Here is a 23,348-nt window from a genome sequence, read left to right as displayed (position 1 = left end):
TATCAAGTTTGTTGTGATAGGTGTTTAAAATGTTTAGTACAAGTGAAGCAACAAAAAAGTTGTTTAAAGCTATTGAATTTCAAAATGCTAGTGGTGAAAGAATAACACCTGAGGAAGCTTGGAATCATTTTCAACAAGCATTGAAAGAAGGAGCAAATGTTAATGCTTTTGAAGATGGAATGACACCTTTGATGTGCATTGCTTCAGCTTTTGTTGCTATTACTAACGAAGGACAGCAATCTTTAGAGCTTATGGCTAAGTTGCTTGTAGAGCATAAAAAAATTGATGTAAATATTAAAAGCAAGCAAGCTGTTATTGAGAGAAGACCAAAGGAACATGATGGTTATCCAGTTTACGAATTTGAGGGGAGAGAAGTATTAGATAGGAGTCCATATCTTCGCTGCATATACCTTGACAATTCACAACCTGTTAATGAAGGATTTATACCTCAAAATTATGCTCGTGCAGAGGAGACAATTAAGACCGGCAAGAAGGAAAAAAATACAGCTCTACACATTGCTTGCATGTTGGGAAATGTAGACATGGTAAAAATATTACTTACACATCCAAAGATCAAAACTAATATTAAAAACTATGAAAACAAAAATCCAAAAGATTGTATTGCAGAACATGTTAAGGAAATAATAGAACCAGAGTTCATAAAGATAGAAGCAGTCGCTCAAAAAAGGAAACAAACTAATTATGCTTGTGCTTTTTTGTTATCTGGAGTACTTGCTGCTGGTCTATGTTTCGCAATTTATAACCCAGTTCCACTTGCTGTAACTTCGTTGCTTTTTTTTTGCAATAGGGTGTGGTTGTCTGTATAGAGCAAATACAGTTCTTAACGATGTAAATTTCTCTCAGGTTGATTTCGAACATGCTAAGTGATTTATCTGTTCAGGTAAGGTGTCATTCCAGCACTTGATGCTGATTTTCATTTAATCTCATTGAATTTAGCATAAGCTTTGTAAATTTTTCTAGATCCCAGTGTCAAGCACTGGGATGACACCCATTTCTTTCTAGTCTTGTCATTCGAGTAGCTGAAACTAGCTGCTTTTCTTAATCCCAGTGCCAGCTACTAGGATGACATTATGAAAATCTGGATCACGTTGTCAGCTACTAGGATGACAAAAAGGCAAGGTACTGAGATGACAGTGCGCTGTAGAGACACGGGAAGTGTTGAAGCTATGCAATAGATGAGGGAGGGTCCCTCGGAGTCGGTTTGCAAGAGCAGGCTTCAAACAGCCATAAGCTGCTGTGGTAAAGAGCTATGGTAGTGAGCGTTATGGAAAAGGTGCAATTATGCATCATGTGTAAAATAGAGAGGCGAATGAAAATGAACCACTGATGAAGTGTCGAAATTCCAAAGACGACGTCAAAACCATGGGCTCCTGAATCTCTTGGGATAAACCTATCAGGAACTTGTTTACTGGATAGGTGGCGTCCGGCATAGAGGTGGCGTGAACCTATTTTAGGCTATTGTGTGGAACTGCGGGAACCTGTCGTTTCGATGATAAGGAAGAAGTCCAAAGAGCCGATCTCTGAGGATGAGAGTACCGATGCGAAAAACAGGGGCGGATTAGCTCATAGTAGTGAAGAAGTTTCTGTAATGGAAATGGAGCGAAGGAGCTGAGTTATTTAGTTTTAATTATTTTGTCAACCGTAATGGGAGGAATTAATGAATAAAACAAAGTCTTTTGATATACCGAAACAACTTATTTGGAGAGCTTATAAACAAGTATCGAAAAATAAAGGTGCTGCAGGTGTAGATGAGGTTTCGATAACAAAGTTTGAGGAAAATCTAAAAGATAATCTATACAAACTATGGAATCGGATGTCATCCGGAAGTTATTTTCCAGAGCCAGTAAAAGCTGTAGCAATACCGAAGGATACGGGAGAAGGACAAAGAATTTTAGGTGTTCCTTCAGTATTCGACAGGATAGGGCAAACGGCAGCTTCTATGTATCTTGAGCCGCTAGTAGAGCCAAAATTCCACGAGGATTCATATGGTTATAGACCGAATAAATCTGCACTGGATGCGGTAAATACAGCACGCAAGAGATGCTGGAGGTACGATTGGACGATAGATCTTGATATATCTGGATTTTTCGACAATCTGGATCACGAATTAGTTTTGCAAGCTATCAAGAAATATACAAACTGCAAATGGGTCATACTGTATGTTGAGAGGTGGATGAAAGCCCCTATTCAACAAGCAGATGGCACTAGGGAAGTGAGGAATAAGGGAGTTCCGCAAGGAGGTTCAGTTAGCCCAATCATCTCTAATATATTCATGCATCATGTGTTTGATATATGGATGAAAAAGAACTACCCGACAGTACCATTTGAGAGGTATGTGGATGATGCGATAGTGCACTGCAGAACTAAGAGACAGGCAGAATTTATGAAAGTAATGATCGAAGAAAGATTGGCTAAGTGTAAATTGAGGTTACATCCCGAAAAGACACAGATAGTGTACTGTAAGGATGGTAATAGGAGAGATGAGTTTCCTACACAAAACTTTGATTTCTTGGGCTATACCTTTAGAGCTAGAGGAGCAAAGAGCAAAATAGGAGAATATTTTGTTGGATTTCTACCTGCAATTAGCAATAAGGCCAAGAAAAAGATCACTCAAACCATAAGGTCATGGAAAATACATAGATTTACAGGAAAGAAGTTGGAGGAAATATCAAAGGAAGTAAATCCAATAGTCAGAGGCTGGTGTCAGTATTATGGCAGGTTTTACCAAACGGAGATGTATACATCTCTCAGAAATATAGAGAGATACCTCATAAGATGGGTCAGAACCAAATATAAGAAACTTCGAGATCATGGAAGACTAGCAAAGCAATTTCTAGGAAAAGTGAGAAAGAGGTCTCCAAATATTTTCTATCATTGGACACTTGGGTTAGGATCAAAGGGCTAAATAATGGGAGCTGTATAAACCGAGAGGTTTCCGTACAGTTCTGCGAGAGACTGGTGGGGAAGTTCCGCTGGTCTACTCTCCGGAGTATGAAATGGGGCTACTTGACCATTTAGTTGTCTTTTCTCGTCTACCTTATTTTATCACTCTGCTGAACAGATACCTTTACTTTTTATGATTTCATTGGCAAGAATACGGCTTTCAAAATCGATACTTGTTATGTCGGATAGTGAGTTAATATCAGAGTACTTGTCAAAATTTTCTATTGTTGATTTTACTACCTCTACTACTTCTAAAAAGCCGATTCGTGATTTCAAGAATTCATTAACAGCTATCTCATTTGCAGCGTTCAAAACAATACTATTTGTATGTGGAGAAGAAGAATTTAACACTTCTATGCTTAGCTTTAGTGAAGAAAAACATTTGTGGTCTGGTTCTTGAAAAGTCAATTTTTTTTGTTTTGTTAAGTCTAACTTGTAGTTCAAAGTTGATCTTTCTGGCCAAGACAAAGCATATGCAATGGGAATTTCCATATCAGTTTCTGCAAGCACAGCAAAGCTGAATCCATCGTGATAAACGACAATTCCATGTACTATCGATTCAGGGTGCACTACTGCTTCAATTCTATTTGGACTAATATTAAACAAATGATGTGCTTCTATTATTTCTAGTGCTTTATTCATCATTGTTGCACTATCAACTGAGATTTTCTTTCCCATTTTCCAAGTAGGGTGACTTAGTGCCTGATCTACTGTAATATCTTTTAATTGTTCAAGGCTATAATTTAAAAATGGTCCACCAGAGGCAGTGAGTATAATCTTTTCTACACATTTATCATCATTTTGCAAAACTTGAAAAATTGCGTTGTGTTCAGAGTCGATGGGAATTATTTGTACGCTCCTTTCTTTAGCTTTTTCAAGCAGTAACTTGCCACCACAAACAATGCTTTCTTTATTTGCTAAGGCAATAACTTTAGTACCGCTTTCTATAACCTTTATAACTGGCTCAAGGCCTGCGATGCCAACTATTGCAATAACTGAGAGATCAACAGGTAGAGAAGCAACATTTGCTAGACCTGGAGCACCAACTTCTACTTTGACGTTTGTACCAAGTAGATCTTCTTTTAAATCTTTGTAGAACCTTTCATCAGAAATGGCAGCATATTTTGCATTAAGTAGATTTGCCTGTTGTGCTAACAGAGCAAAGTTAGAATTGGCACTTAGTGCTTCCACCTGATATTCTTCCTTTCTCTTTGAGAGCAAATCTACAGCCTTTTTTCCAATGCTTCCTGTTGATCCTAAAACTGAAACTTTTTTCACTAATTAAAATAAAATCTTCTTAGTTATTTAGTAACCAAGCTCATGATCATCACCAACAGATGGTGAAGGACCAGGTGAAAAAGATTGGCCATGATGATCACCTGCATCATGCATATCATGCAAACCATCAGCACTTTGAGCCATTTCATTGCTAGCATGGGGATAATCATCTGGATGAGGCCCTCCATCACCATGATCCATATCCATTCCTTCTGATGGCATATCTTCTCCACCACCACCTGAAAAATATTCTGCAAGACTTTCAAGAAATTTTATGCCAAACATATTACCTGATTTTCCAAATAACGTTACTAGACTGCTACCACTGACCAAACCTTCGAACACATTATTATAAGCAGCAATTGCTCCTTCATGAAAGTTGAACATCCACTTCATTCCATCCACAATTGTTGCAACAGAGTCGCTATGACCAAGACCGAAACCACTTTTCTCACTAGCGGCTTCCTGATGTTGCTGCTGTGCCTGCCATTCTGCAATATTTGGACCTTTTGCTTCACTCATAAACTTTTATTCTAAGCCTTAAGCTATTATTTTACCAAAAACACTGTAAAATATCAATTATTTTAAAAGAGGGTCATCAAAAAGCTGAGTGTCAGCTATTTTGATGACTCTAAAAATTAGGCAGCAAGTATAGTATCCCATACTTGAACATTTGGTTGTTAAATGGCAACGTTTTGCATATTTGTGGAAGCACGAATAGTATCCGATCCTAGAATATTTAGTTGTTGAATGACAACATTTTGCACATTTGTGGAAGTATGAATAGTACACGATCCTAGAATATTTAGTTGTTGAATGACAACATTTTGCACATTTGTGGAAGCATGAATAGTATTCGGTCCTAGAATATTTGGTTGTTCAGTGGCAACATTTTCCACATTTGTAGAAACATGAGAAGATGCTCTTCTTGCATAAGCCATTGATAACGCACCAACTCCAGCTCCAATTATGAAACTAGGTACAGATGATTCTCCAAATTCCTTACTTATTTCGTTAAACAACACTGTTGCAGCTACTGATAATCCAACTCCAAGTATTGGTTTACACACATCTTGTTTTAACTTTTGTTTTAATTCTAACGATCTGTTATCTAACCCTTCTCGTCGTAAGTGTTTTAAATCCATTATAATTACCCATTAATTGTTTATAGCTAAATAATACACTATTATAATTATTTAATCAAGATATTTATTAATATATTAGTAAATAGATTCCAAAAAAATAATATCCTTTCCTTAGCTATAAAATACAAAAACAATTAACGGCTCTTTTAATTAGAAATATTAAGAGATTTACTAAATGAAAAAAGACATTATCTATTTACTCTATACCAAAACATTGATAATGTGCTGTAGTAACAAAGTGATGACTTGAGGTTTAAGACAGCTTCTATTTCTTCTTAGAACCTGTTTAAAATCTCTAGAAGAAGAGGTAAAGTAGGTATAGATTAAGAGTGTGGTATATATATGCAAAAAAGTTATCCAAGTGATATAAGTAGAAAGCAATTTGAAAAAATCAGACCAATACTGGAAAGAAGCAGAAAGAAAACAAGGCCAAGAAAACTTGACTTATACGATGTGTTTTGTGGAGTGCTATACGTCCTTAAAAGTGGCTGCCAATGGAGAATGTTGCCAAAGGATTTTCCAAAGTGGGAAAACATATACTACTATTTTCAAACCTGGAATAAAAAAATGGAGAAGAATCAAGTTTGCTGCAACTAGTCTTAAAAAAAAATTAGTTGCGACAAGGCAATGGTCGGAAACAGTTTCTGTATAATCGATGCTCAAAGTGTTAAAAACACAGATACTGCTGAAGAAAAGGGTTATGATTCTGGTAAAAGAATTTCAGGAGTCATATTGCAGTAGATACACAAGGTTTGCCACATGCAATCCATGTAACAACGGCAGAAGTAACTGACCGTAGCAGTGCTGTAAAAATGGTTGCAAATGCTAAAGGAAATCTCTCTGAAGTTAAGAATATACTAGTTGATGCTGGCTACACTGGAGAAAATTTTGCAACTCAAATAAAAGATACTATTGGTGCAACTGTTGAGGTCATAAAGTGTGTAATTCATAGAGGTTATTACAATTGACTTGTCAGATTGAGTCTGAACTAGTTGGCTTGTTAAGAGATTTGGATTTTTGAAGTGATTGTAGTTTCTGATTGTGTTTATAATTTTGCATGACAAACGACTCTTTTGATAAGATATAGTTTTTCACTTAAGCAAGGAATCGTATTTTCCAGTTCCTTATATTTTTCCCAAGGAGTTTTTCCTTGAAGAGCGCTATGAGGGCGGTGTTTATTATAATACTCTTCCCAATCCCTAAGTTTAATTTGCAATTCAGAGCTCTTGATGGTAACACTGCTGTAAAACTCATCTAAGTCTGTACGCTGTGCTCTTTCCACTTTACCATTTAAGTGTGGGGAAAACGGCTTAATAGGACGAAATTTAATTTTCCATTCCTTCAAACATTCTTGCACCTCATAAGCAAAAAATTCTTGCCCTCTATCAGTTTGAATCCTTTGGCAATGGAAAGGTATTCTTTCTCTTAGTTGTTTTAGGAAATCTAAAGTGTTTTTTGAAGTACGTCTTGAATATAATGCAACAATTTTATAACGTATCTATAGCAGTATATTGATAAAGCCCTGACGATATTTTGCACACATCCATCTGCACACGCTCTCCAGGTACTTTACAGTTATAACGCTTGACCTGTTTGCGATAATGACGTTTAACATGCAGAAGACTTACACTATGTTTTTTGAAAATTTTGTGTATAGTAGCCAATGACAATGATAAATCATATAGACGTCTTAACTCGGTTTCTTGCCCCTAGCTTTCTAGTTTGTCTTAGATGAAGAATAAGCTTGATTCATTGATCTTTTGCAAAGGTGAAGTTTTAGGCTTACTACTGAGATCTACTAATCCTTTTTCACCTAACTCTTCATAACGTTTGTACCATTTACGTAAGGTAAAACGTGAAATACCATAATGCTCTTTCCTGCATGACCCAACTTTTTGTATAGTTTTATCCAACTCAGACGTAGTTTAACCCTAGATTAACTAATTTATCCTTTGCAATTGTAATAAGGTCTATACACTACTGCAAATCCAAATTTCTATTTGACCTTACATTCTTATTGTAATAACCTCTATGAATCACACACTTTATGATACTGAAGGAACTACTTTTTTGGTAGAAGGCAAAGCAGCAAGGAGCGAGCCAAAAGCGATAAGAAAGGATCCTAGCCAGATTATAGACATTCCAGGTTTATAGTGCACTTTAGCTGCGATTTTACTCTTACTCTTATCAATCTCTCCAATTACAACATAAATATCAGAAAATAAATTGTGGTAGATACTGCTTTCAACATTTTTCTGACCTTCCGCAAGGTAAAATCTATATTCAGGAGTTACTTCACCTAATATCTTATTATTCAGCAAATTCCTGATATCCATTGTACCCCTCACTGCATGGAAATTTTTTTCTTTTATTAGCTCAATATTTCGTAAAGTAACTTTAAATTTATTGACTGTTATGCTGTCTCCTATTCCCAAGTAGTTTTCTTTTTTCTCCTGCCAACCAACGGAATAAGATATACCAAGCACTAGAATTGCCACTCCAGCATGAGCAAGCATCATTCCATAGTAGGACTTAGAAACTCTTCTTGCTAATAAAATTGATTCACCAAATGCTACCTTAAATAAACAAATTCTTTTACTATATGCTTCTAAAACAAAGATTAATAATGCTATGGAGATGGTAATTGATAGCACAATCATTAGCTCCATGTGAAAGATAAACGGCAAAATAGCTGCAGCACTACAAAATGAAAATCTATATTCACGGAATATTGGCAATAGACTATTTCCCTGCCAACTGCAGTATTGCCCTATCATGGTGAGTACTAGAATAGCTAGTGCAATAGAGTTAAATAAAGAATTGTAATATGGTGCTCCAACTGAAATTAATTCACCGGTTAAATACTCAAGCACTGTAGGGTATAAAGTGCCAACGAACACGATGAAAAAGGCAGTGATGAATAATAAATTGTTCATCAGCATCATCGTAAGGCGTGAAAAGAATCTTCTACCTTCTGTCACTTGAGTAGCAGATTTCTTTTCAGATTCCAATATCGAATACTGGAAAGATGTGTGATTCTTTCTCGTAAACACTACAAATATTACTAAGCTACTGACTGTAATTACACCAAGTAGAGCTAATATATACAGTCCATATCTTGGGTCATCTGCAAACGTGTGCACTGAGGTAAGTATTCCTGAGCGGACTAGAAATGTTCCAGTCACACTCAATATAAAAGTTGTAAGCGTAAGTAAAATAGCGAAATTCCTTAAAGTATTGAAATTTCGTACAACGAGCAACAAATGTGTCAGCGCCACTGCAATTAGCCAAGGCATCAAAGAAACGTTTTCCACTGGATCCCAGAACCAAAATCCACCCCAACCGAGTTCACGATATGCCCACCAGCTACCCAAGCTGATGCCCAAAGTGAGCAGCGACCAAGAAATAAGTACCCAAGGCCTGACAATTTTAGCCCAAACATTTCCTTCAGTATTTGAAATTAATCCAGCTATAGAGAGCGAAAAAGGAACGCTAAATCCAAGGTACCCCAAATATAATATCGGTGGATGAATAGCAAGGCCTATATCCTGCAATATCGGATTAAAACCAAGACCATCTGTTTCGATGCCTGGCATTTTAGTGAAGGGATTTGATTCAAGTAAAGTGAAGAGTAAAAAACAAAAGCAAATCAGTCCATGAATGATAAGAGATATTTTTTTTAATTTACTACCATTAGTTCGTTCTGGTGTCATTCCAGCACTTGACACTGGACTCCCGATACAATGTTGAACACTTTTTTTTTGCCTTTCGAGAGCGAGTTCTTTCAGCTGAAACACTACATGCACGTTATCATCATCAACTTCAATGCGTTGAACTAATTTTCTTATTATATCAAGTTTAGTTTCCCAATCCGCCTGATTAAGTTCCAACTCAACCTCAGAGGAAAAACTTTCTACACTACTTGTGATAAAATCTAATTCCCTCTGTAGCCTCTTTTCATCGACCATTTCTTCCCTTTGATCTCTAATTCCTTTTAACTCCTTTGCCATGCTCTCAACTTCTAAGTCATATTTTTCCTTCGTTATATGACCTCTTGCATATACATAAGCTAATCTTTCTATACCTTGTTCTATTTTATTTGCACGCTTTTCAAGTTCATCCTTTGCCTCTGTACTTTCATGTTTCACGAGTCTGAGCTGATATTCCTTAGTCATTGCTTCTGGTTCTTTGAGTACCATCTTTACTTCTTCCCATACTGCTTCTTCTAGTATATCAACTTGTATTGATTTGCTGTTACACACTCTATTCCCACCAAAACGATTTCCAGGGCATCGATAGTAACTTCTTCCTCCTTTAACATTACTCATTCCATAATAAATGTATTTACAACACTGACACACCATTAGCCCTTGTAATAGGTACCTTCTCCCACTTCGTTGCATTCTTGCTCTTTTTCTATTTTCAGATAGTTGCTCTTGTACTATATCAAATTTCAACTATATTTGGTATCTCGATATGAATCCAATTCTTTTTCTCAGTTTGATAAATGGAATAACTTTTTTTCCTCACTTTCCATATTGCTCTCACTTCTTTTTTTATTGATTCGTTTTACCAAATGCTGCTTGTCCTTTGTATGCTGGATTCCTCAACATTCTACACACTGTACCTGAATGCCAATTTCTTCTGCCCTTTGGAGCAGTAATATGCCTTCTTGTAGTTTCTTTTAAGCTCTGACCTATCCACTCAAACAGTTTACGCACTACTTTTGCTTCCTCTTCTTCAACTTCAAACTTTGCTTCTTCTCTGACTACATGCTTTATATAGCGGTATCCATAAGCCCATTACACTTATACACCCTTTCCTTGCTGCATGGAGTTTTCCCCTTCGACTTCTTGCCATTATCTTTGCACATTCGTATTCTGAGATTAATCCTTGTACTCCTAGCAATAATTTTGACTCTGGATTATTTTCAGTCTTATAATTTAGTTGTGTGATTCATAGAGGTTATTACAATAAGAATGTGACCTTACCCAGAAAAAGTAGACAGAAAGTTAAAACGTTTTTTCAAAGAGGTGTGGTATGACAAAAAGAAAAGAATATACAGCAGAATTCAAAATTGAAGCTATAAGACTAGTAAAAGAAACAGGTCAATCATCAGCAAAAATAGCAAGAGATTTGGGTATTAGCGGTAAGCAGATGGGTAAAAACATACAATGATAGAATGTCTGGAGTAGATGCGTTTCCAGAAAAGGGGAAAGTAGCTCATTGTGACAAAGAAAAGTTTGATTTAAAGAAAGAGCTGGCAAGAGTAACGAGGGAAAGAGACATTTTAAAAAAAGCCCTGGGATATTTTGCAAACCAAAAAGAGTAAAATATTCTTTTATAAAAGAACATGAAAACTGCTATAAAATACGGGAATTATGCAGATTTTTGAACGTATCTGCTTGTGGTTATTATAAATGGATTACTAAGGAAAAAAACAACAAAAAATCAATAAGAGAAGAGCTCATACAAGATATTCAGAAGGTATATCGATCATCACAATGCAGATACGGAGCTCCTAAAATTCACGCTGAATTAAAGGCTTTAGGTAAAAATTATAACATCAAAACAGTGCAAAATGTTATGCAGAAAAATGGCATTCAAGCTAAGCTTAGACGAAAGTTTAAAAGTAAAAAACCACAAATAGACAATAGAGTTATAACTCCTAACATATTAAATCAGAATTTCATTGCTGATCAACCTAACAAGATATGGGTAACTGATATTACGTACATAAAAACTAATGAAGGATGGTTATATTTGGCAGCAATAATAGATTTATATTCACGCATGGTGATTGGCTGGTAAATGAGTAATGCAGTAAATAGGCAATTAGTTATAGATGCGTTATTCATGGCTATTGGTAGGCGCAAATCTGCTAAAAATCTACTATTTCATAGCGATCAAGGATCGCAATACACCTCTAAAAATTATCAATTTTTACTAAGTACAAAAAATATTACTTCTAGTATGAGTCACAAAGGTTGTTGTTATGATAATGCTGTTTCAGAGAGCTTTTTTTAGTTCACTTAAGAGAGAGTTACTCATTGATACTTCACAACACTCTGCACAACAAGCTAAAACCGCAATATTTGAATATATAGAAATTTTTTATAATAAACAGCGTAGACATTCTACTATTAACTATTGCATTCCTGAGCTTTTTGATTCATCATTCTCATAGCAAAACGTCTTAACTTTCTGTCTACTTTTCTGGGTAAGTCAGTATTAAGCAGTTCTAAAATCTAAATTTTTTTTCCTTTTTAATTGTATTGACTTCGATGTCATGTAAATCTATTAGTAATTGTTAATTTAAGTTCATAATTTTACCCCTCTAGATATTAAATTATTGTACCAATAAAAGTATCAATAAATCATTAATTAAGCATAACCACACTCTTGTAATTTGTTCAGTATAAATTGAAAAATTTTTATAGGACGCCCCATGTAGAAATATATGAGGCCATGAAAATTTAATGTGCAAGTATTTGCTGTTGTTGATGAAATGCTTTCTCTACATGTGCTTCTTCCACACTGCACCTTCTTGATAAGACTGGCTCCTCAAGGCATTTTATACGTTGCTGTACATCATTAATGCACTGCCCTATAACATCACCAATTTTTCCATCAGCATTTTTTGCCAATAACTCATCAAACCTCTTCTCAACCTCTGCTCTCTCAGAGATATCCTTTGAAAGGTTACAATACTCCAAAATTTCATCTATCTGAAGTTCTCTTGCGAATAGAAAGTCTTCGTGCTTCTGCTGCTGTTTTATTAACTCTTGAGTTACAATTTTAGCTTTAGAGTAATGGTTTCCTTCAAGATATATTGTTTCTCGCTCTTTACTACCCCATAACTCGTCATTTATTTTATAACCATCACGACCCAAGAACTTATTCATTTCATCATCATTTATCATTTCAGGCTTTGGTTCAAACTTTTGTTGCTTCTCTCTACCGCTAACTTCACAATGGACATTAATTTCAATGTTAGCTAAAGAAGCTAATATACTAGCTTCTTCAATGAAAATAAAATAACTTTGACCTTTTATTGCTTCTAGATATGCTTGGTAGAGTTCAGAGTTATTAAGGAATGAATGTGTAATAAATTCACTGTTATATTGGTCATCGTACTCATCTTCACTATGATTATTAAGAGCCTCTGCATATTCTCTTAAATTAAGCATAGCTTGATCACGCGGTATATTAAGTTTGCTAACAGCTTTATTCACTAACCTCTTCACATTATCTTCAACATTTTTAATTTTCCTGTTTGTTTGCTCAACCAACTTCTCTATTTTATCAGACTTACCAGTTAGATCCCCTGGCTTGTTTAGAAACATATTAAAAACCTTTTCTAGCTGAGCTCTTAAAGGAGCTGGCATACTTACATCATCTAAAGATGTAAATTGACTTAAAAATTTGTGCCATTCCATTCTCATATCTTGTGCTCTTTCAGCTTTATATATACCAGAGCTGTTGTCACCAAACACTGCATGGAAAAAGCAATTGCCATCACCTTCAGTATTATACTTAACTATTTCTGAAGTTTTGAACTTTCTTGCATTAGCCTCAAAATAAGTTGTTAATTTCTGTTCCTTAGGTATAGTCATATCTTTACCTTAATTTAAGCTATTAAGTAACTAATTAAGTATAGCAGAAATTCTTGAACTATGCAATAATTATAATTTTGTATAGTGAATATGAGCTTTAATTGTGGCATAGTTGGACTGCCAAACATAGGAAAATCAACTTTATTTAATGCACTTACAGAGTCAAGTGCAGCCGAAGCTGCAAACTATCCTTTCTGTACAATCGAGCCAAATGTTGGCAAAGTGCCAATACGAGATCAGCGTTTGAAACAAATTGCCGCAATTGCCAGTTCAGAGAAGGTAATCTACAACCAATTAGAAATTGTAGATATTGCAGGCCTGGTTAAGGGTGCAAGCAAGGGTGAAGGACTAGGAAATAAATTTTTGAGTCATATCAGAGAAGTTGATGCCATTGTTCATCTGCTCAGATGCTTTACGGATGACGATATCAGTCACGTACACAGCACTGTAGATCCAATATCAGATGCTGAAGTAGTGGAAATGGAATTAATTCTAGCTGATATTGATAGCATAGAAAAAAGGCTTCCACAACTTGAAAAAAAAGCAAAGCAAGGTGATAAAGAGCTAAAGAGACAACTTGAATTAATGCAAGAGGTATTAGCTACTTTAAAACTTGGCAAGCCTGCAAGAAGTTTAGAGCATATTGATGAAGATGAAATGAAGTTGCTTCAATTGCTAACAACAAAGCCTGTTATGTACGTCTGCAATGTTGAGGATACAAATGTTATAACTGGTAATGAATTATCTAAAAAGGTAGAGAAAATGGCAGAGGAAAATAAAAGCAAATTTTATTGTATTTCAGCAAAACTCGAAGCAGATATTGCAAATCTTGATAGCGAAGAAGAAAAACAGAGTTTTTTATCAGAATTTGGCTTGCAAGAATCAGGACTTGATGGAGTAGCACGTATTATGTATGAAGTGCTAAGTATGATAACTTTTTTTACTGTAGGGCCAAAAGAAGCACGGGCATGGCCAATAAAGATAGGATCAACAGCTGACAAAGCAGCAGGTGTAATTCACACTGATTTTGAGAAAGGCTTTATAAAAGCAGAAACTATAAGCTTTACAGATTATGTAAAATACAGAAGCGAATCAGCATGTAAAGATGCAGGCAAAATTCGCTTCGAAGGCAGAGACTATATAGTGCAAGATGGTGATATAATGCACTTTAGGTTTAATGTGTAGTATACATCTAACTACCAAAAAACCAGGGAATACGGCCTCTGTTTATTATATCTTTCTCTTCGCTGACCTCATCTAGTTCCACATCATGGAGAATGGAGCTAGGTGTTGTAACAACTTCTTTTTCTGTGGTTGTACATTCTTCTTCTCCTCACATAGTACGTGCTCCAGACCTCTTTCTAAAAATTCGTACAAAGCTTCACCTTCTATAAGCATATCCTTATTTTGCTTAGCTAATTTCAAAATTTCGTCTAGCTCAACATCTTCATCATTAATAGTTGCCTTCTCAATCTCAAATTCACCAGAATTTACATTTAAACTAATAAAGCAGTTAACAGAATTACCTTTCTCATCTTCTGCACTCCACCTAACTTTGATGTTGCATATTGCATTTTCTTCAAAACAGTAATTTCTTTGTTGCTTATCATTCTTTTCAATCGTTACAATTAGTTTACCATCGCTGTATATTTTTGCTCTTTTTACCTCATTTTTATTTCTTTCCATCTCTTCAATTTTGTCAGTGAAAAGACGGCTGATTTCCAAGCTATACCCAGGCTTAAAAATATTAATATTAAGATGATCATAATGATTAAGAGAACGTTTTGCATATGCGCATGGCACATAACATCCATCAAAAAAGGCAACTGCACTATCAGTTTTGAGAAATTCCTGTCCGTTACTCATCCCTTCTTCGATTCGAAGAAGATATCTACCCAACCTCTTTTTAAAATTCTTTCGCTTGTCTTCAGGAATAGACTTTTCATTCAATATACTTATTATTTCTTTTTGCTTACTTAATACTACATAATTAAAAAGGAAAATGTTCTTATTCCATCGATAATAATTCGCTATTTTGTCAAATGGATCTGCAGGCCAGCCTTTATTATAATTTACGTTATCCTTATCATCTTTACACAAATTATCCTTAAGGCCAAAATTCAATTTTCTAAAATCTGATAATACTTCTTCTACCCTATCTTCAAAAAATTGAAGTTTATTTTGAAATTCTTTCCCATAATTCATTTTCTCATTTATTTTAAGAAGATATTCACTAAATTTCTTCCTAAAATTTTCTTGATCTTTATGGGCAAGCCTCTGATCTAATATATCTGTTATGTATTTTCGCTTATTCAATATTACGTAGTTAAAAAGGTCACTTTTTTTCCTCCTTTCATAATCTTCTGCTATTTCGTTAAAACACTCATTACTGTTCTTAAAATCCAATTTTTCGAAGTCTTGGAGCACGTTTTTTACATCATCCTCACTAAATTGAAGATTTGTTTGAGGAGACGCGTCAGTTCTACTTTGATCATCAAGTTGAGGATTTTTTTTAGTAGATTGGACTAATAAACTTTCTGTGCTGTTAGAGAAAGAATGATTATTTTCTTCAGATTGAGAACTTTTCTTTTTAGACGTATTAGTAAAAAAATTAGTTAGTGAACTAAACATTAAGCACCTCTTAGTATTACTATTTAACTATAACTTAATGCCAAATGTTGTAAAGCTAAAATTAATATGTAAATTCATTTTTTTAAGATAATTATTAAGTATCTTCCTTCTATAAAAATTTCATAATCAGCATATGACAAATGTTTAAGATATTGATTTTGTTTGTATTTTTATTACTTTACCAGGCAATATTATTAATGAATTAGTCAGACAAATATCTTGGCCACACTTTACTCCATCCACAAACTCTCCATTTGTTACTCCAGTTGCAATGAACACTGATTCACTTTTTGCCATGTCTTTCACGGTGTAGATTTTTTCTGGGTCAGTGATATTCAAATTTTTTGCTCTTTCTTTTAATTGATCCGTGTCAAATATTAATCTTCCTTCTATCTGCCCACCGATTGAGCTTAGCGCTGCTGCTGCAAGCACTCCTTCTGGAGCTCCTCCTGTGCCGATATACATATCGTGATTGCCATTTATTAGCGAAACTATGGCTGCAACATCACCATCATCTATTAATTTCACTTTTGCTCCTAGCTTCCTAATTTTTGCTATTAATTCATCATGTCTTTCACGTTTAAGTACAGTTACTATAAGATCACTTGCTTTACATCCTTTTGCCTTGGCTAAATTGTCCAGATTCTTCTCAATCCTATTTTTTAGTGAGACTACACCCTCTGGGAGATTTTTTCCCACTGCTATCTTTTCCATATAAACATCAGGTGCATGTAAAAAATTACCTTTTTTTGTTGCAGCAAGAACAGACATTGCCCCTTGTTTATAATGAGCGCAAATCGTAGTGCCTTCAAGTGGATCAACAGCGATGTCAATCTCAGGGCCACTTTCTGTGCCAACTTTTTCTCCGATATATAGCATCGGTGCTTCGTCCCTCTCCCCTTCCCCAATCACAATTGTACCATTTATTTCCATTGAGTTTAGCACCGTACGCATTGCATCAACTGCAACCTGATCGGCCTTTTTTTCATTACCAAGGCCTGCCAATTTATATGCAGCAAGTGCTGCAGCTTCGGTTACTTTCACTAACTTATAGGCTAAATCTTCCATCATTTACTCGAGAATCATAAATCAATATATATCATGCCATTTGAGACTGCAAGATTACTTGACTAATTTTGATGGAATTGATATAATAAAACATCGTAATAGTAGGTTTAATTATGCTGTACAGTAAGGAGGACATCAGAGAGTTATGTCTAGATGCAGATAGCTTTTTAATTAATGGTAATAGGTACAACAATAAAATCACCCTTGAAAGCTTGCAAAATAGGTTAAGAAGAAAGACTAAATTTAAAGACATTGATTTGCAAAGTAAATGCGAAGGGAACAATTCATTAGGAGATTTACTTTTAAAACTTGCATATGAAGATGACTACCTACGTGTTAGGGAATTTTTCCTTAAAAATGGATTCAAGCTTCCTGAGCAAGAACAAGTAACTGCTGATGAAAAGAAGGAAAAGGAAAAGCAAAATACACCTAATGTAGAAGAAGATAGAGCAGAACTTAGCAACAAAAATGAAGATGATCAATTTTCTACTTCATACAACAAGATAAAGAAAATTGTAGCTAGCAACCCTAATATAACTGCTGAGGAGTTTTGTAATGAGCTTAAAAAAGAGAAAATAGATATAAAAATAACAAACCAAGATGGTTGGACTTTGCTTTATTATGCTGTCCGTTCAGAAGGACCTGGTATTATCGACGATCGCATTATATTCCTCAAGATTGTTGAGTTACTCACAAATTTAAACATCGGAATCGATTTTAAAGATACTGCTTCCAAAACTGTGTTGGGTACAGCTGCAATAAATAAACAAGCTGATGTCATAAGGATACTCTTGGATAGTGGTAAATTTAATGAAGAAGAAAAATTTAACGCTCTGTGTCTTGCTATTATCCAAGGTAATGTTCAAGAAGTTAAAGCATTTTTAGGTTATGTAAATGCTAGAAGCAGACAAGCAGCTTTAGAGTGGGCTATGAATAATACACAAGAAGAAATTATTCAGGTACTTTTAAACTTTATTACACCAGAAACACCCAATGTAAAAGAAAATAGAGCAAAACCTTGCAGCAGTAATGGAAATATTGGTAATAGATCTGTAGCAACAGCGCCTCCAGTTAGTACTAACGGTAATAATAACAAAAATGAAACGCCTGTATCAACAAGGGCTGAACCAACTGTCACACCAAATAATGATAAGAAAGCTAACGGCTTTATAGATGCTCAATTTTCTCCACCACATGAAAAAGAAACTAAATACAAAAAAAGTAAGGAGAGTTTTTATACCTCATTAAGGAGTGATGTTGTTGGAGTTGTTATTACAGGATTGTTTGTTGCTGCTGCTGTGATGGTTCCATCTTTAGCTGGTGCATTAGTTTGCAGTGTCCTAGCTATTTTAGTTGTAATGGTAACTGAATTACATGTAAAAAATTTTACACTTCCAAGTTACAGGGAAATGAAAGAAAATAAGGTTGAACCTGTAAATTCAAGTTTGAGAAACCATGCAATCTAGCTCCTAGAATCACTTTTCAAACCAATTATAATTTCTTGATTGTTAAACCACTTTATTAAAATTAAGTGGGACTAGTGCGATTCGAACGCACGGCCTTCGGATTAGGAATCCAATGCTCTATCCTACTGAGCTATAGTCCCATGTCTTCTGCTATTTATGCAAAATTATAGCAAAAAGTCTCGCATTTTTCTAGGCACCCTGTACAATTAATTCACAATATTCAACCACTATGGATTGAAATCCAAAGATTGAGGGAGAGCATAGAATGCTAACATTCGACTTGAAAGTCACCAAATTTATCTTCTTTTTTAGAGTGATTTTCAATATAATTTTTTATCATTTCGTCAGTTACGTTTCCGCTAGTCCTGACAAAGTAGCCTACTGCCCATAACCCAGTATCTTTTTCTCAGCTCTGGAAAGTTTTGCTGGATTTTTCTGGAACTTTTTCCTTTTATTAACTGCACTAACTTACTAATACTTAAGTATGGGGGCATAGAAACGTATACATGTTGACGCAACTCTACCTCTCTACTTGATTATCTCTACATACTTCTTGTACAACTTCTTTAGTTTTCTGCCCAATATCTCCAACTAATACTAGATATCGATATTTTGTTATCCACACTATGTGATATGTACATTCATATACAGAGTGACTACTTTTTCTATAATATTCCACATTCTTTCAAATTTTTCACCTTAAAATTATATTCTTGAAAGGATGGTCCAGGGTTTTTCTCCCAAATTTGGGACAATAAAAAATATTTCTGTATTTCTTGAATGTAATACTGTTATATTTAATAATACGATTCCAATTGAAAGATTAATGCTAGTTAACAATATTAGTTACTTTTATAGTAATCAAGATGGCTTTGCTTTAAGCAACATCAACATTCAAGTGAAGAAAGGAAGTGTTGCCTGTTTACTAGGTCATTCTGGCTGTGGCAAGTCAACAATTCTAAAATTAATCGCAGGAATAGAAAATCCAAAATCTGGAACCATTGTTATAAATGATAAATTAGTTGCAAGTAACAAAGTGTCAATTGCTATAGAGCGTAGAAATATCGGATTGATTTTTCAGCATTCTGCATTATTTCCTCATAAAACAGTAATAGAAAATATAACTTTTGCTATTTGCAGTACTTCTAAAAAAGAAAAATACCTTACTGCATTGGAAATCTTAAAGCTATTTAATATAGAAAAATATGAAAACATGTACCCTCATGCTTTATCAGGAGGACAGCAACAATTAGTTGCAATAGCAAGAGTAATGGCGCAAAATCCTGATGTTGTTTTGCTCGATGAACCATTTTCTAATTTAGATATACTGCTCAAATATCGAATAAGGCACCATATATTGTCACTTTTTAGAAGCAAAAATATTCCTGTACTCATGGTAACTCATGACCCGCAAGAAGCGTTGAAAGTTGCAGATTTTATTTACGTGATGAAAAATGGTAAAATTATTCAATCAGGAGTTCCTAGCTACATATACCACAGACCTAAAGATGATACGTTAGCAAAATTTTTTAGTGAGCTTCCTTTTACTCTACAGCTAAACTAAACTTAATGTTAGGATAAAACTATTATAAGATAATTAAAAACTCTTGATTTATAATTCAATAAAAGTGATATAATTTATGTATCACTTGGCTTCAGTCAAGTTTTAATACCTAAAAGTTAATATTTTCAACGGAGGTACAAATGAGTTTAGGTCCATGGCAGCTGTTTCTAGTCTTAATAATAATCTTAGTTCTGTTTGGTGCAGGTAGGTTACCACAAGTTATGGGTGATTTAGGCAAAGGCATTAAAAACCTTAAACAAGAACTTAAGGATTCAGAGAAACTATCATCTAATGAACCAGATCGTTAGCTTCCTTATGTTTCGTGACACGCACTAAAGTGCGTGTCATTTGTTTAAACAAGGCTAAAGAATTGAAGAGGTATGATTGAAATAATTATGTTAGTTAGAATGTTATTAAAGGTTAATCGTGGAAGAAAGTGAGAAATTGACTGAAGATAAAAAATTGGCCTCTGATATTCTAAAAGAGGTTGCAGATACCAATAACAACGATAGTGATAAAGTAACATTGTTCGACATCAAAACAGCTTTACATGAGCGCGGTTTTGGTATTTTAATAATCATCTTCTCTTTACCGCTATCAGTACCTATACCTGTTCCTCCTGGCTATACAACGATTCTTTCTATACCTTTAATCTTATTTTCACTGCAGCTTCTATTTGGGTTTGACTCTCCTTGGATGCCTAATTGGCTAGAAAGGAAATCTTTTCAACGTTCAACACTAGCTCTTGTGGTAGAGAAAACTTCACCTATATTAAAAAAAATAGAAAAGTTCATGAAACCAAGAATGTCTTTTATTTTTCTTGGTCCGGGTGAAAAGATTCTAGCTTTTATGATGTTGCTTTGTGCAATAATAATAGCTCTTCCATTACCTTTTACTCACTTCCTTCCTGCAATTGGTATAACTCTTATTTCACTCGGCATTATGGGTAAAGATGGATTTTTATCTACGTTAGGAGTGTTAGTTTCATTCTGTGCGTTATTGGTTACCCTTATTGTAATAGTTAAAGGACCAAAACTTATAGCCGGAATACTTTCTCTTCTTAAAAGCCTTATAACTTAAAAGCTTTACAACACTTTAATAAAAGAATGAAGTACAGCATGAAATGAATAATCGATATTGAAATATAGCAATAACTATGTTAGTTAGAATGTTATTAAAGGTTAATCGTGGAAAAAAGTGTGAAATTGACTGAAGATAAAAAATTGGCCTCTGATATTCTAAAAGAGGTTGCAGATACTAATAATAACGATAATGATAAAGTAACATTATTTGATATTAAAACAGCTTTACATGAGCGCGGTTTTGGTATTTTAATAATCATCTTCTCTTTACCGCTATCAGTACCTATACCTGTTCCACCTGGCTATACAACGATTCTTTCTATACCTTTAATCTTATTTTCACTGCAGCTTCTATTTGGGTTTGATTCTCCTTGGATGCCTAATTGGCTAGAAAGGAAATCTTTTCAACGTTCAACACTAGCTCTCGTGGTAGAGAAAACTTCACCTACATTAAAAAAAATAGAAAAGTTCATGAAACCAAGAATGTCTTTCATTTTTCGTGGTCCTGGTGAAAATATTTTAGCATTTATAATGCTGCTTTGTGCATTATCGATAGCAATCCCACTTCCTTTAACTAACTTCATTCCTGCAATTGGTACAACTCTCATTTCACTGGGTATCATGAGCAAAGATGGATTTCTCTCTATAATGGGAGTATTAGTATCATTGTGTGGGTTATTACTTACTCTTGTCGTAATAGTTAAAGGACCACAGCTTATATTTGGAGCATTTTCTTTTCTAAAAAGCTTTGTATATGGTTAAGCTTTACAACACTTTAACAAAAAAAAAAGAGCCCTTTACACCGATCGATAAAGATCATATAAAAATGTACGTTTGTGGGCCAACAGTATATGATACAGCACATATAGGTAATGCACGTTCTATTGTTGTTTACGATGTATTATTTCGACTGCTTAAATTTTGTTATGGAAAAGTTACTTATGTGCGTAATATAACCGACATCGATGACAAGATAATCAATGCAGCAAATGAGAAAAATAGTAATATAGAAAGCATTAGCAAATATTACACTAAAACTTTTCATGAAGACATGGAAAGCATAAATTGTGCAGAACCAACATATGAACCAAAAGCAACGGAAAACATAGATAACATTATCAAGTTAATTGAGTCTTTGCTGCAAGCTGGTCATGCTTATGAATCCAATAAACATGTATATTTTAGTGTAGAATCTTATCCTGAATACGGCGTTTTATCAGGAAAAAAAATTGATGAATTAAACTACGGTAGTAGAGTTGAAGTTGGTGAAAATAAAAAACACCCAGGAGACTTCGTACTTTGGAAACCTGCAAACGAAACTGACTATAAACTTTCAAGTCACTGGAATAGTCCATGGGGAGAGGGAAGACCAGGGTGGCATATAGAATGTTCAGCAATGTCATATGCTTACCTTGGCAAAGATTTTGACATTCACGGTGGGGGTATAGACTTGCAATTTCCTCATCATGAGAATGAAATTGCACAGAGTAAGTCTGCATTTGCTGAGTCAACGTTTGCAAAATATTGGGTACACAACGGGTTTCTTACAGTAAATGAAGAGAAAATGAGCAAATCCTTATTTAATATAGTCAAAGTAAGGGATTTGTTAGATAGTGGAATAAAGGGTGAAGTAATACGTTATGCGCTGCTTAAAACTCACTACAGAAAACCACTTGATTGGACAGAAAATGTTATCTCTGAGTCGCAAGAAACTTTAAACAAGTTTTATCGGTTATTACGTAGTACATGTATTGAGGAAAGTGATGCAGAAGTCTCTAAAGATTTTATAGAGGCTTTAAAAAACGATTTAAACATTCCTGAAGCTGTAGCCATATTGCATGAAATGGCTACAGAAATCAATAAGACAAGTAATGAATGTGAGAGGCTCAAATTAACTAAGAAGTTTGTTAAAAGCGCAAGGTTCATTGGTATTCTTGAGTCAAGTTATCAAGAGTGGTTTGCAAGTGGTGTGAATCATCAAGAAATAGAAAGGTTGATAGACTTAAGAAAAGTAGCAAAACAAAATAAAGATTATGATACTGCAGACAAAATAAGAGAGCAATTGAAACAAATGGGGGTTACAATTTCTGACAACGAAGATGGCACAACAACTTGGTATGGAAAATTATCTCCTATTGTTTATAGATAGCCTAGTATCATCGCTTATCTTACCCATACATCAAGGTTTTGTACTTTACACTATGTTATGCTTTAGGTCAAATTACGATCAACTACTTATATTACTTTTTGGAGTATTAGGATCCAGTCTTGGTGGAATAGCTAACTGGTATTTAGGTAGAATAACAATTTTTATCAGAAGATCACATCACAAATTAGAGAATGAAGACAAAACACCAAAAATCGTAAGGCACTTACTGATTTGTGCAGTTGCATTGCTTTCGTGGGTACCAGCACTTGGAAGTGTGACTCAGATTTTATCCGGTTACTTCAAGTTAAACCTTTATATTCTTGTTCCCTTAATTATTTTATCTAACTTCCTCTGTTTGTTGTATCTAACGTTTACCATCTAACTA

Annotated in this window: 18 protein-coding genes, 1 tRNA gene and 6 pseudogenes; 12 read left to right on the top strand and 13 right to left on the bottom strand. The window is 34.7% G+C overall.

Translation table 11 applies throughout. The features are described 5' to 3' along the window. Positions 1 to 29: 29 nt before the first annotated feature. Together BWZ41_RS04660 and ltrA are read left to right on the top strand one after the other, a co-directional pair. A complete protein-coding gene (locus tag BWZ41_RS04660; RefSeq protein ID WP_241653914.1) occupies positions 30 to 827 on the top strand; it encodes an ankyrin repeat domain-containing protein in 798 nt (265 codons plus the stop codon). Between the two features lie 851 nt (positions 828 to 1,678). After that, positions 1,679 to 2,926, top strand: a complete 1,248-nt coding sequence (gene ltrA / locus BWZ41_RS04655) for a group II intron reverse transcriptase/maturase (RefSeq protein WP_143689374.1) — start codon at positions 1,679 to 1,681, stop codon at positions 2,924 to 2,926. Positions 2,927 to 3,066: 140 nt separating this feature from the next. Here the strand turns inward: ltrA and dxr are convergent, their stop codons facing one another. From dxr to BWZ41_RS04640, 3 genes are all read right to left on the bottom strand, one after another. Further along, complete coding sequence (gene dxr / locus BWZ41_RS04650; protein ID WP_143689558.1) at positions 3,067 to 4,242, bottom strand: 1-deoxy-D-xylulose-5-phosphate reductoisomerase; 1,176 nt, start codon at positions 4,240 to 4,242, stop codon at positions 3,067 to 3,069. Between the two features lie 27 nt (positions 4,243 to 4,269). Then, positions 4,270 to 4,764, bottom strand: coding sequence for a hypothetical protein (locus BWZ41_RS04645; RefSeq protein ID WP_143689557.1), 495 nt, complete (start codon positions 4,762 to 4,764; stop codon positions 4,270 to 4,272). Between the two features lie 158 nt (positions 4,765 to 4,922). Continuing rightward, complete coding sequence (locus BWZ41_RS04640; protein WP_143689556.1) at positions 4,923 to 5,387, bottom strand: hypothetical protein; 465 nt, start codon at positions 5,385 to 5,387, stop codon at positions 4,923 to 4,925. A 342-nt stretch (positions 5,388 to 5,729) separates the two neighbouring features. Here BWZ41_RS04640 and BWZ41_RS08555 point away from each other — a divergent pair. Then, a pseudogene (locus BWZ41_RS08555) lies at positions 5,730 to 6,313 on the top strand (IS5 family transposase); the annotation flags it as partial. Between the two features lie 46 nt (positions 6,314 to 6,359). Here the strand turns inward: BWZ41_RS08555 and BWZ41_RS08550 are convergent. The 5 genes and pseudogenes from BWZ41_RS08550 to BWZ41_RS04615 all read right to left on the bottom strand — a co-directional run bounded on the left by BWZ41_RS08550 (position 6,360) and on the right by BWZ41_RS04615 (position 10,168). Then, positions 6,360 to 7,305, bottom strand: a pseudogene (locus BWZ41_RS08550) (integrase core domain-containing protein). A gap of 127 nt (positions 7,306 to 7,432) precedes the next feature. Continuing rightward, positions 7,433 to 8,368 (bottom strand): cytochrome c-type biogenesis CcmF C-terminal domain-containing protein, encoded by a 936-nt coding sequence (locus tag BWZ41_RS08715; RefSeq protein ID WP_458695272.1) that lies wholly within the window; start codon positions 8,366 to 8,368, stop codon positions 7,433 to 7,435. A gap of 71 nt (positions 8,369 to 8,439) precedes the next feature. Further along, positions 8,440 to 9,118: pseudogene (gene ccsA / locus BWZ41_RS08710) on the bottom strand (cytochrome c biogenesis protein CcsA); the annotation flags it as partial. A gap of 480 nt (positions 9,119 to 9,598) precedes the next feature. After that, a pseudogene (locus tag BWZ41_RS08705) lies at positions 9,599 to 9,790 on the bottom strand (recombinase zinc ribbon domain-containing protein); the annotation flags it as partial. A gap of 153 nt (positions 9,791 to 9,943) precedes the next feature. Beyond that, positions 9,944 to 10,168, bottom strand: coding sequence for a recombinase family protein (locus tag BWZ41_RS04615; protein ID WP_143689015.1), 225 nt, complete (start codon positions 10,166 to 10,168; stop codon positions 9,944 to 9,946). A 259-nt stretch (positions 10,169 to 10,427) separates the two neighbouring features. Here BWZ41_RS04615 and BWZ41_RS08700 point away from each other — a divergent pair. Beyond that, positions 10,428 to 11,574 (top strand): annotated as a pseudogene (locus BWZ41_RS08700) (IS3 family transposase). A 289-nt stretch (positions 11,575 to 11,863) separates the two neighbouring features. Here BWZ41_RS08700 and BWZ41_RS04590 read toward each other — a convergent pair. Next, the gene (locus BWZ41_RS04590) at positions 11,864 to 13,003 is read right to left on the bottom strand and encodes a hypothetical protein (RefSeq protein WP_143689552.1); all 1,140 of its coding nucleotides are present in this window, start codon (positions 13,001 to 13,003) and stop codon (positions 11,864 to 11,866) included. A 90-nt stretch (positions 13,004 to 13,093) separates the two neighbouring features. On the opposite strand from BWZ41_RS04590, the gene ychF reads away from it, so the two are divergent. Continuing rightward, positions 13,094 to 14,188, top strand: coding sequence for a redox-regulated ATPase YchF (gene ychF / locus BWZ41_RS04585; RefSeq protein WP_143689551.1), 1,095 nt, complete (start codon positions 13,094 to 13,096; stop codon positions 14,186 to 14,188). A 72-nt stretch (positions 14,189 to 14,260) separates the two neighbouring features. On the opposite strand, the gene BWZ41_RS04580 is transcribed toward ychF, so the two are convergent. Both BWZ41_RS04580 and glpX read right to left on the bottom strand, forming a co-directional pair. Beyond that, positions 14,261 to 15,634 (bottom strand): hypothetical protein, encoded by a 1,374-nt coding sequence (locus BWZ41_RS04580; protein WP_143689550.1) that lies wholly within the window; start codon positions 15,632 to 15,634, stop codon positions 14,261 to 14,263. Between the two features lie 144 nt (positions 15,635 to 15,778). Continuing rightward, positions 15,779 to 16,702: a class II fructose-bisphosphatase gene (gene glpX / locus BWZ41_RS04575; RefSeq protein WP_143689549.1), complete on the bottom strand. Its 924-nt coding sequence runs from the start codon at positions 16,700 to 16,702 to the stop codon at positions 15,779 to 15,781. Between the two features lie 113 nt (positions 16,703 to 16,815). Here glpX and BWZ41_RS04570 point away from each other — a divergent pair, with 113 nt between their 5' ends. Further along, positions 16,816 to 18,168, top strand: a complete 1,353-nt coding sequence (locus tag BWZ41_RS04570; protein ID WP_241653913.1) for an ankyrin repeat domain-containing protein — start codon at positions 16,816 to 16,818, stop codon at positions 18,166 to 18,168. A 66-nt stretch (positions 18,169 to 18,234) separates the two neighbouring features. Here the strand turns inward: BWZ41_RS04570 and BWZ41_RS04565 are convergent. Continuing rightward, positions 18,235 to 18,308: transfer RNA gene (locus BWZ41_RS04565), tRNA-Arg, on the bottom strand. A gap of 128 nt (positions 18,309 to 18,436) precedes the next feature. Further along, positions 18,437 to 18,847 (bottom strand): annotated as a pseudogene (gene tnpA / locus BWZ41_RS04560) (IS200/IS605 family transposase). Positions 18,848 to 18,994: 147 nt separating this feature from the next. Between tnpA and BWZ41_RS04555 the strand changes: the two are divergent. The 6 genes from BWZ41_RS04555 (at position 18,995) to BWZ41_RS08350 (ending at position 23,345) form a co-directional block, all read left to right on the top strand. Continuing rightward, positions 18,995 to 19,732: an ABC transporter ATP-binding protein gene (locus tag BWZ41_RS04555; protein ID WP_007302769.1), complete on the top strand. Its 738-nt coding sequence runs from the start codon at positions 18,995 to 18,997 to the stop codon at positions 19,730 to 19,732. A gap of 140 nt (positions 19,733 to 19,872) precedes the next feature. Then, positions 19,873 to 20,040, top strand: coding sequence for a twin-arginine translocase TatA (gene tatA, locus BWZ41_RS04550; RefSeq protein ID WP_006013840.1), 168 nt, complete (start codon positions 19,873 to 19,875; stop codon positions 20,038 to 20,040). 118 nt (positions 20,041 to 20,158) lie between these two features. After that, the gene (locus BWZ41_RS04545) at positions 20,159 to 20,812 is read left to right on the top strand and encodes an exopolysaccharide biosynthesis protein (protein WP_143689548.1); all 654 of its coding nucleotides are present in this window, start codon (positions 20,159 to 20,161) and stop codon (positions 20,810 to 20,812) included. A gap of 107 nt (positions 20,813 to 20,919) precedes the next feature. Further along, complete coding sequence (locus BWZ41_RS04540) at positions 20,920 to 21,576, top strand: exopolysaccharide biosynthesis protein (protein WP_007302767.1); 657 nt, start codon at positions 20,920 to 20,922, stop codon at positions 21,574 to 21,576. Continuing rightward, entirely contained in the window at positions 21,569 to 22,963 is a 1,395-nt protein-coding gene (gene cysS / locus BWZ41_RS04535; protein WP_143689547.1) for a cysteine--tRNA ligase, read from the top strand. The genes BWZ41_RS04540 and cysS overlap by 8 nt, the downstream gene beginning before the upstream one ends. Beyond that, positions 22,932 to 23,345, top strand: coding sequence for a YqaA family protein (locus BWZ41_RS08350; protein WP_012481730.1), 414 nt, complete (start codon positions 22,932 to 22,934; stop codon positions 23,343 to 23,345). The genes cysS and BWZ41_RS08350 overlap by 32 nt, the downstream gene beginning before the upstream one ends. Positions 23,346 to 23,348 lie beyond the last annotated feature (3 nt).

The organism is Wolbachia endosymbiont of Nilaparvata lugens (assembly GCF_007115045.1).
Taxonomy (GTDB): domain Bacteria; phylum Pseudomonadota; class Alphaproteobacteria; order Rickettsiales; family Anaplasmataceae; genus Wolbachia.
The sequence above is the reverse complement of the archived record's forward strand: the minus strand, read 5'-3'. Positions and strand labels throughout refer to the sequence as shown.

What these genes read in the sequence shown, in the direction of transcription:
- ychF (WP_143689551.1), top strand. Translation starts at nt 13,094, where the DNA reads ATGAGCTTTAATTGTGGCATAGTTGGACTGCCAAACATAGGAAAATCA.
- BWZ41_RS04580 (WP_143689550.1), bottom strand. Translation starts at nt 15,634, where the DNA reads ATGTTTAGTTCACTAACTAATTTTTTTACTAATACGTCTAAAAAGAAA.
- BWZ41_RS04640 (WP_143689556.1), bottom strand. Translation starts at nt 5,387, where the DNA reads ATGGATTTAAAACACTTACGACGAGAAGGGTTAGATAACAGATCGTTA.
- glpX (WP_143689549.1), bottom strand. Translation starts at nt 16,702, where the DNA reads ATGGAAGATTTAGCCTATAAGTTAGTGAAAGTAACCGAAGCTGCAGCA.
- BWZ41_RS04645 (WP_143689557.1), bottom strand. Translation starts at nt 4,764, where the DNA reads ATGAGTGAAGCAAAAGGTCCAAATATTGCAGAATGGCAGGCACAGCAG.
- BWZ41_RS04660 (WP_241653914.1), top strand. Translation starts at nt 30, where the DNA reads ATGTTTAGTACAAGTGAAGCAACAAAAAAGTTGTTTAAAGCTATTGAA.
- ltrA (WP_143689374.1), top strand. Translation starts at nt 1,679, where the DNA reads ATGAATAAAACAAAGTCTTTTGATATACCGAAACAACTTATTTGGAGA.
- cysS (WP_143689547.1), top strand. Translation starts at nt 21,569, where the DNA reads ATGGTTAAGCTTTACAACACTTTAACAAAAAAAAAAGAGCCCTTTACA.
- BWZ41_RS04555 (WP_007302769.1), top strand. Translation starts at nt 18,995, where the DNA reads ATGCTAGTTAACAATATTAGTTACTTTTATAGTAATCAAGATGGCTTT.
- tatA (WP_006013840.1), top strand. Translation starts at nt 19,873, where the DNA reads ATGAGTTTAGGTCCATGGCAGCTGTTTCTAGTCTTAATAATAATCTTA.
- BWZ41_RS08350 (WP_012481730.1), top strand. Translation starts at nt 22,932, where the DNA reads ATGGAAAATTATCTCCTATTGTTTATAGATAGCCTAGTATCATCGCTT.
- BWZ41_RS04570 (WP_241653913.1), top strand. Translation starts at nt 16,816, where the DNA reads ATGCTGTACAGTAAGGAGGACATCAGAGAGTTATGTCTAGATGCAGAT.
- BWZ41_RS04590 (WP_143689552.1), bottom strand. Translation starts at nt 13,003, where the DNA reads ATGACTATACCTAAGGAACAGAAATTAACAACTTATTTTGAGGCTAAT.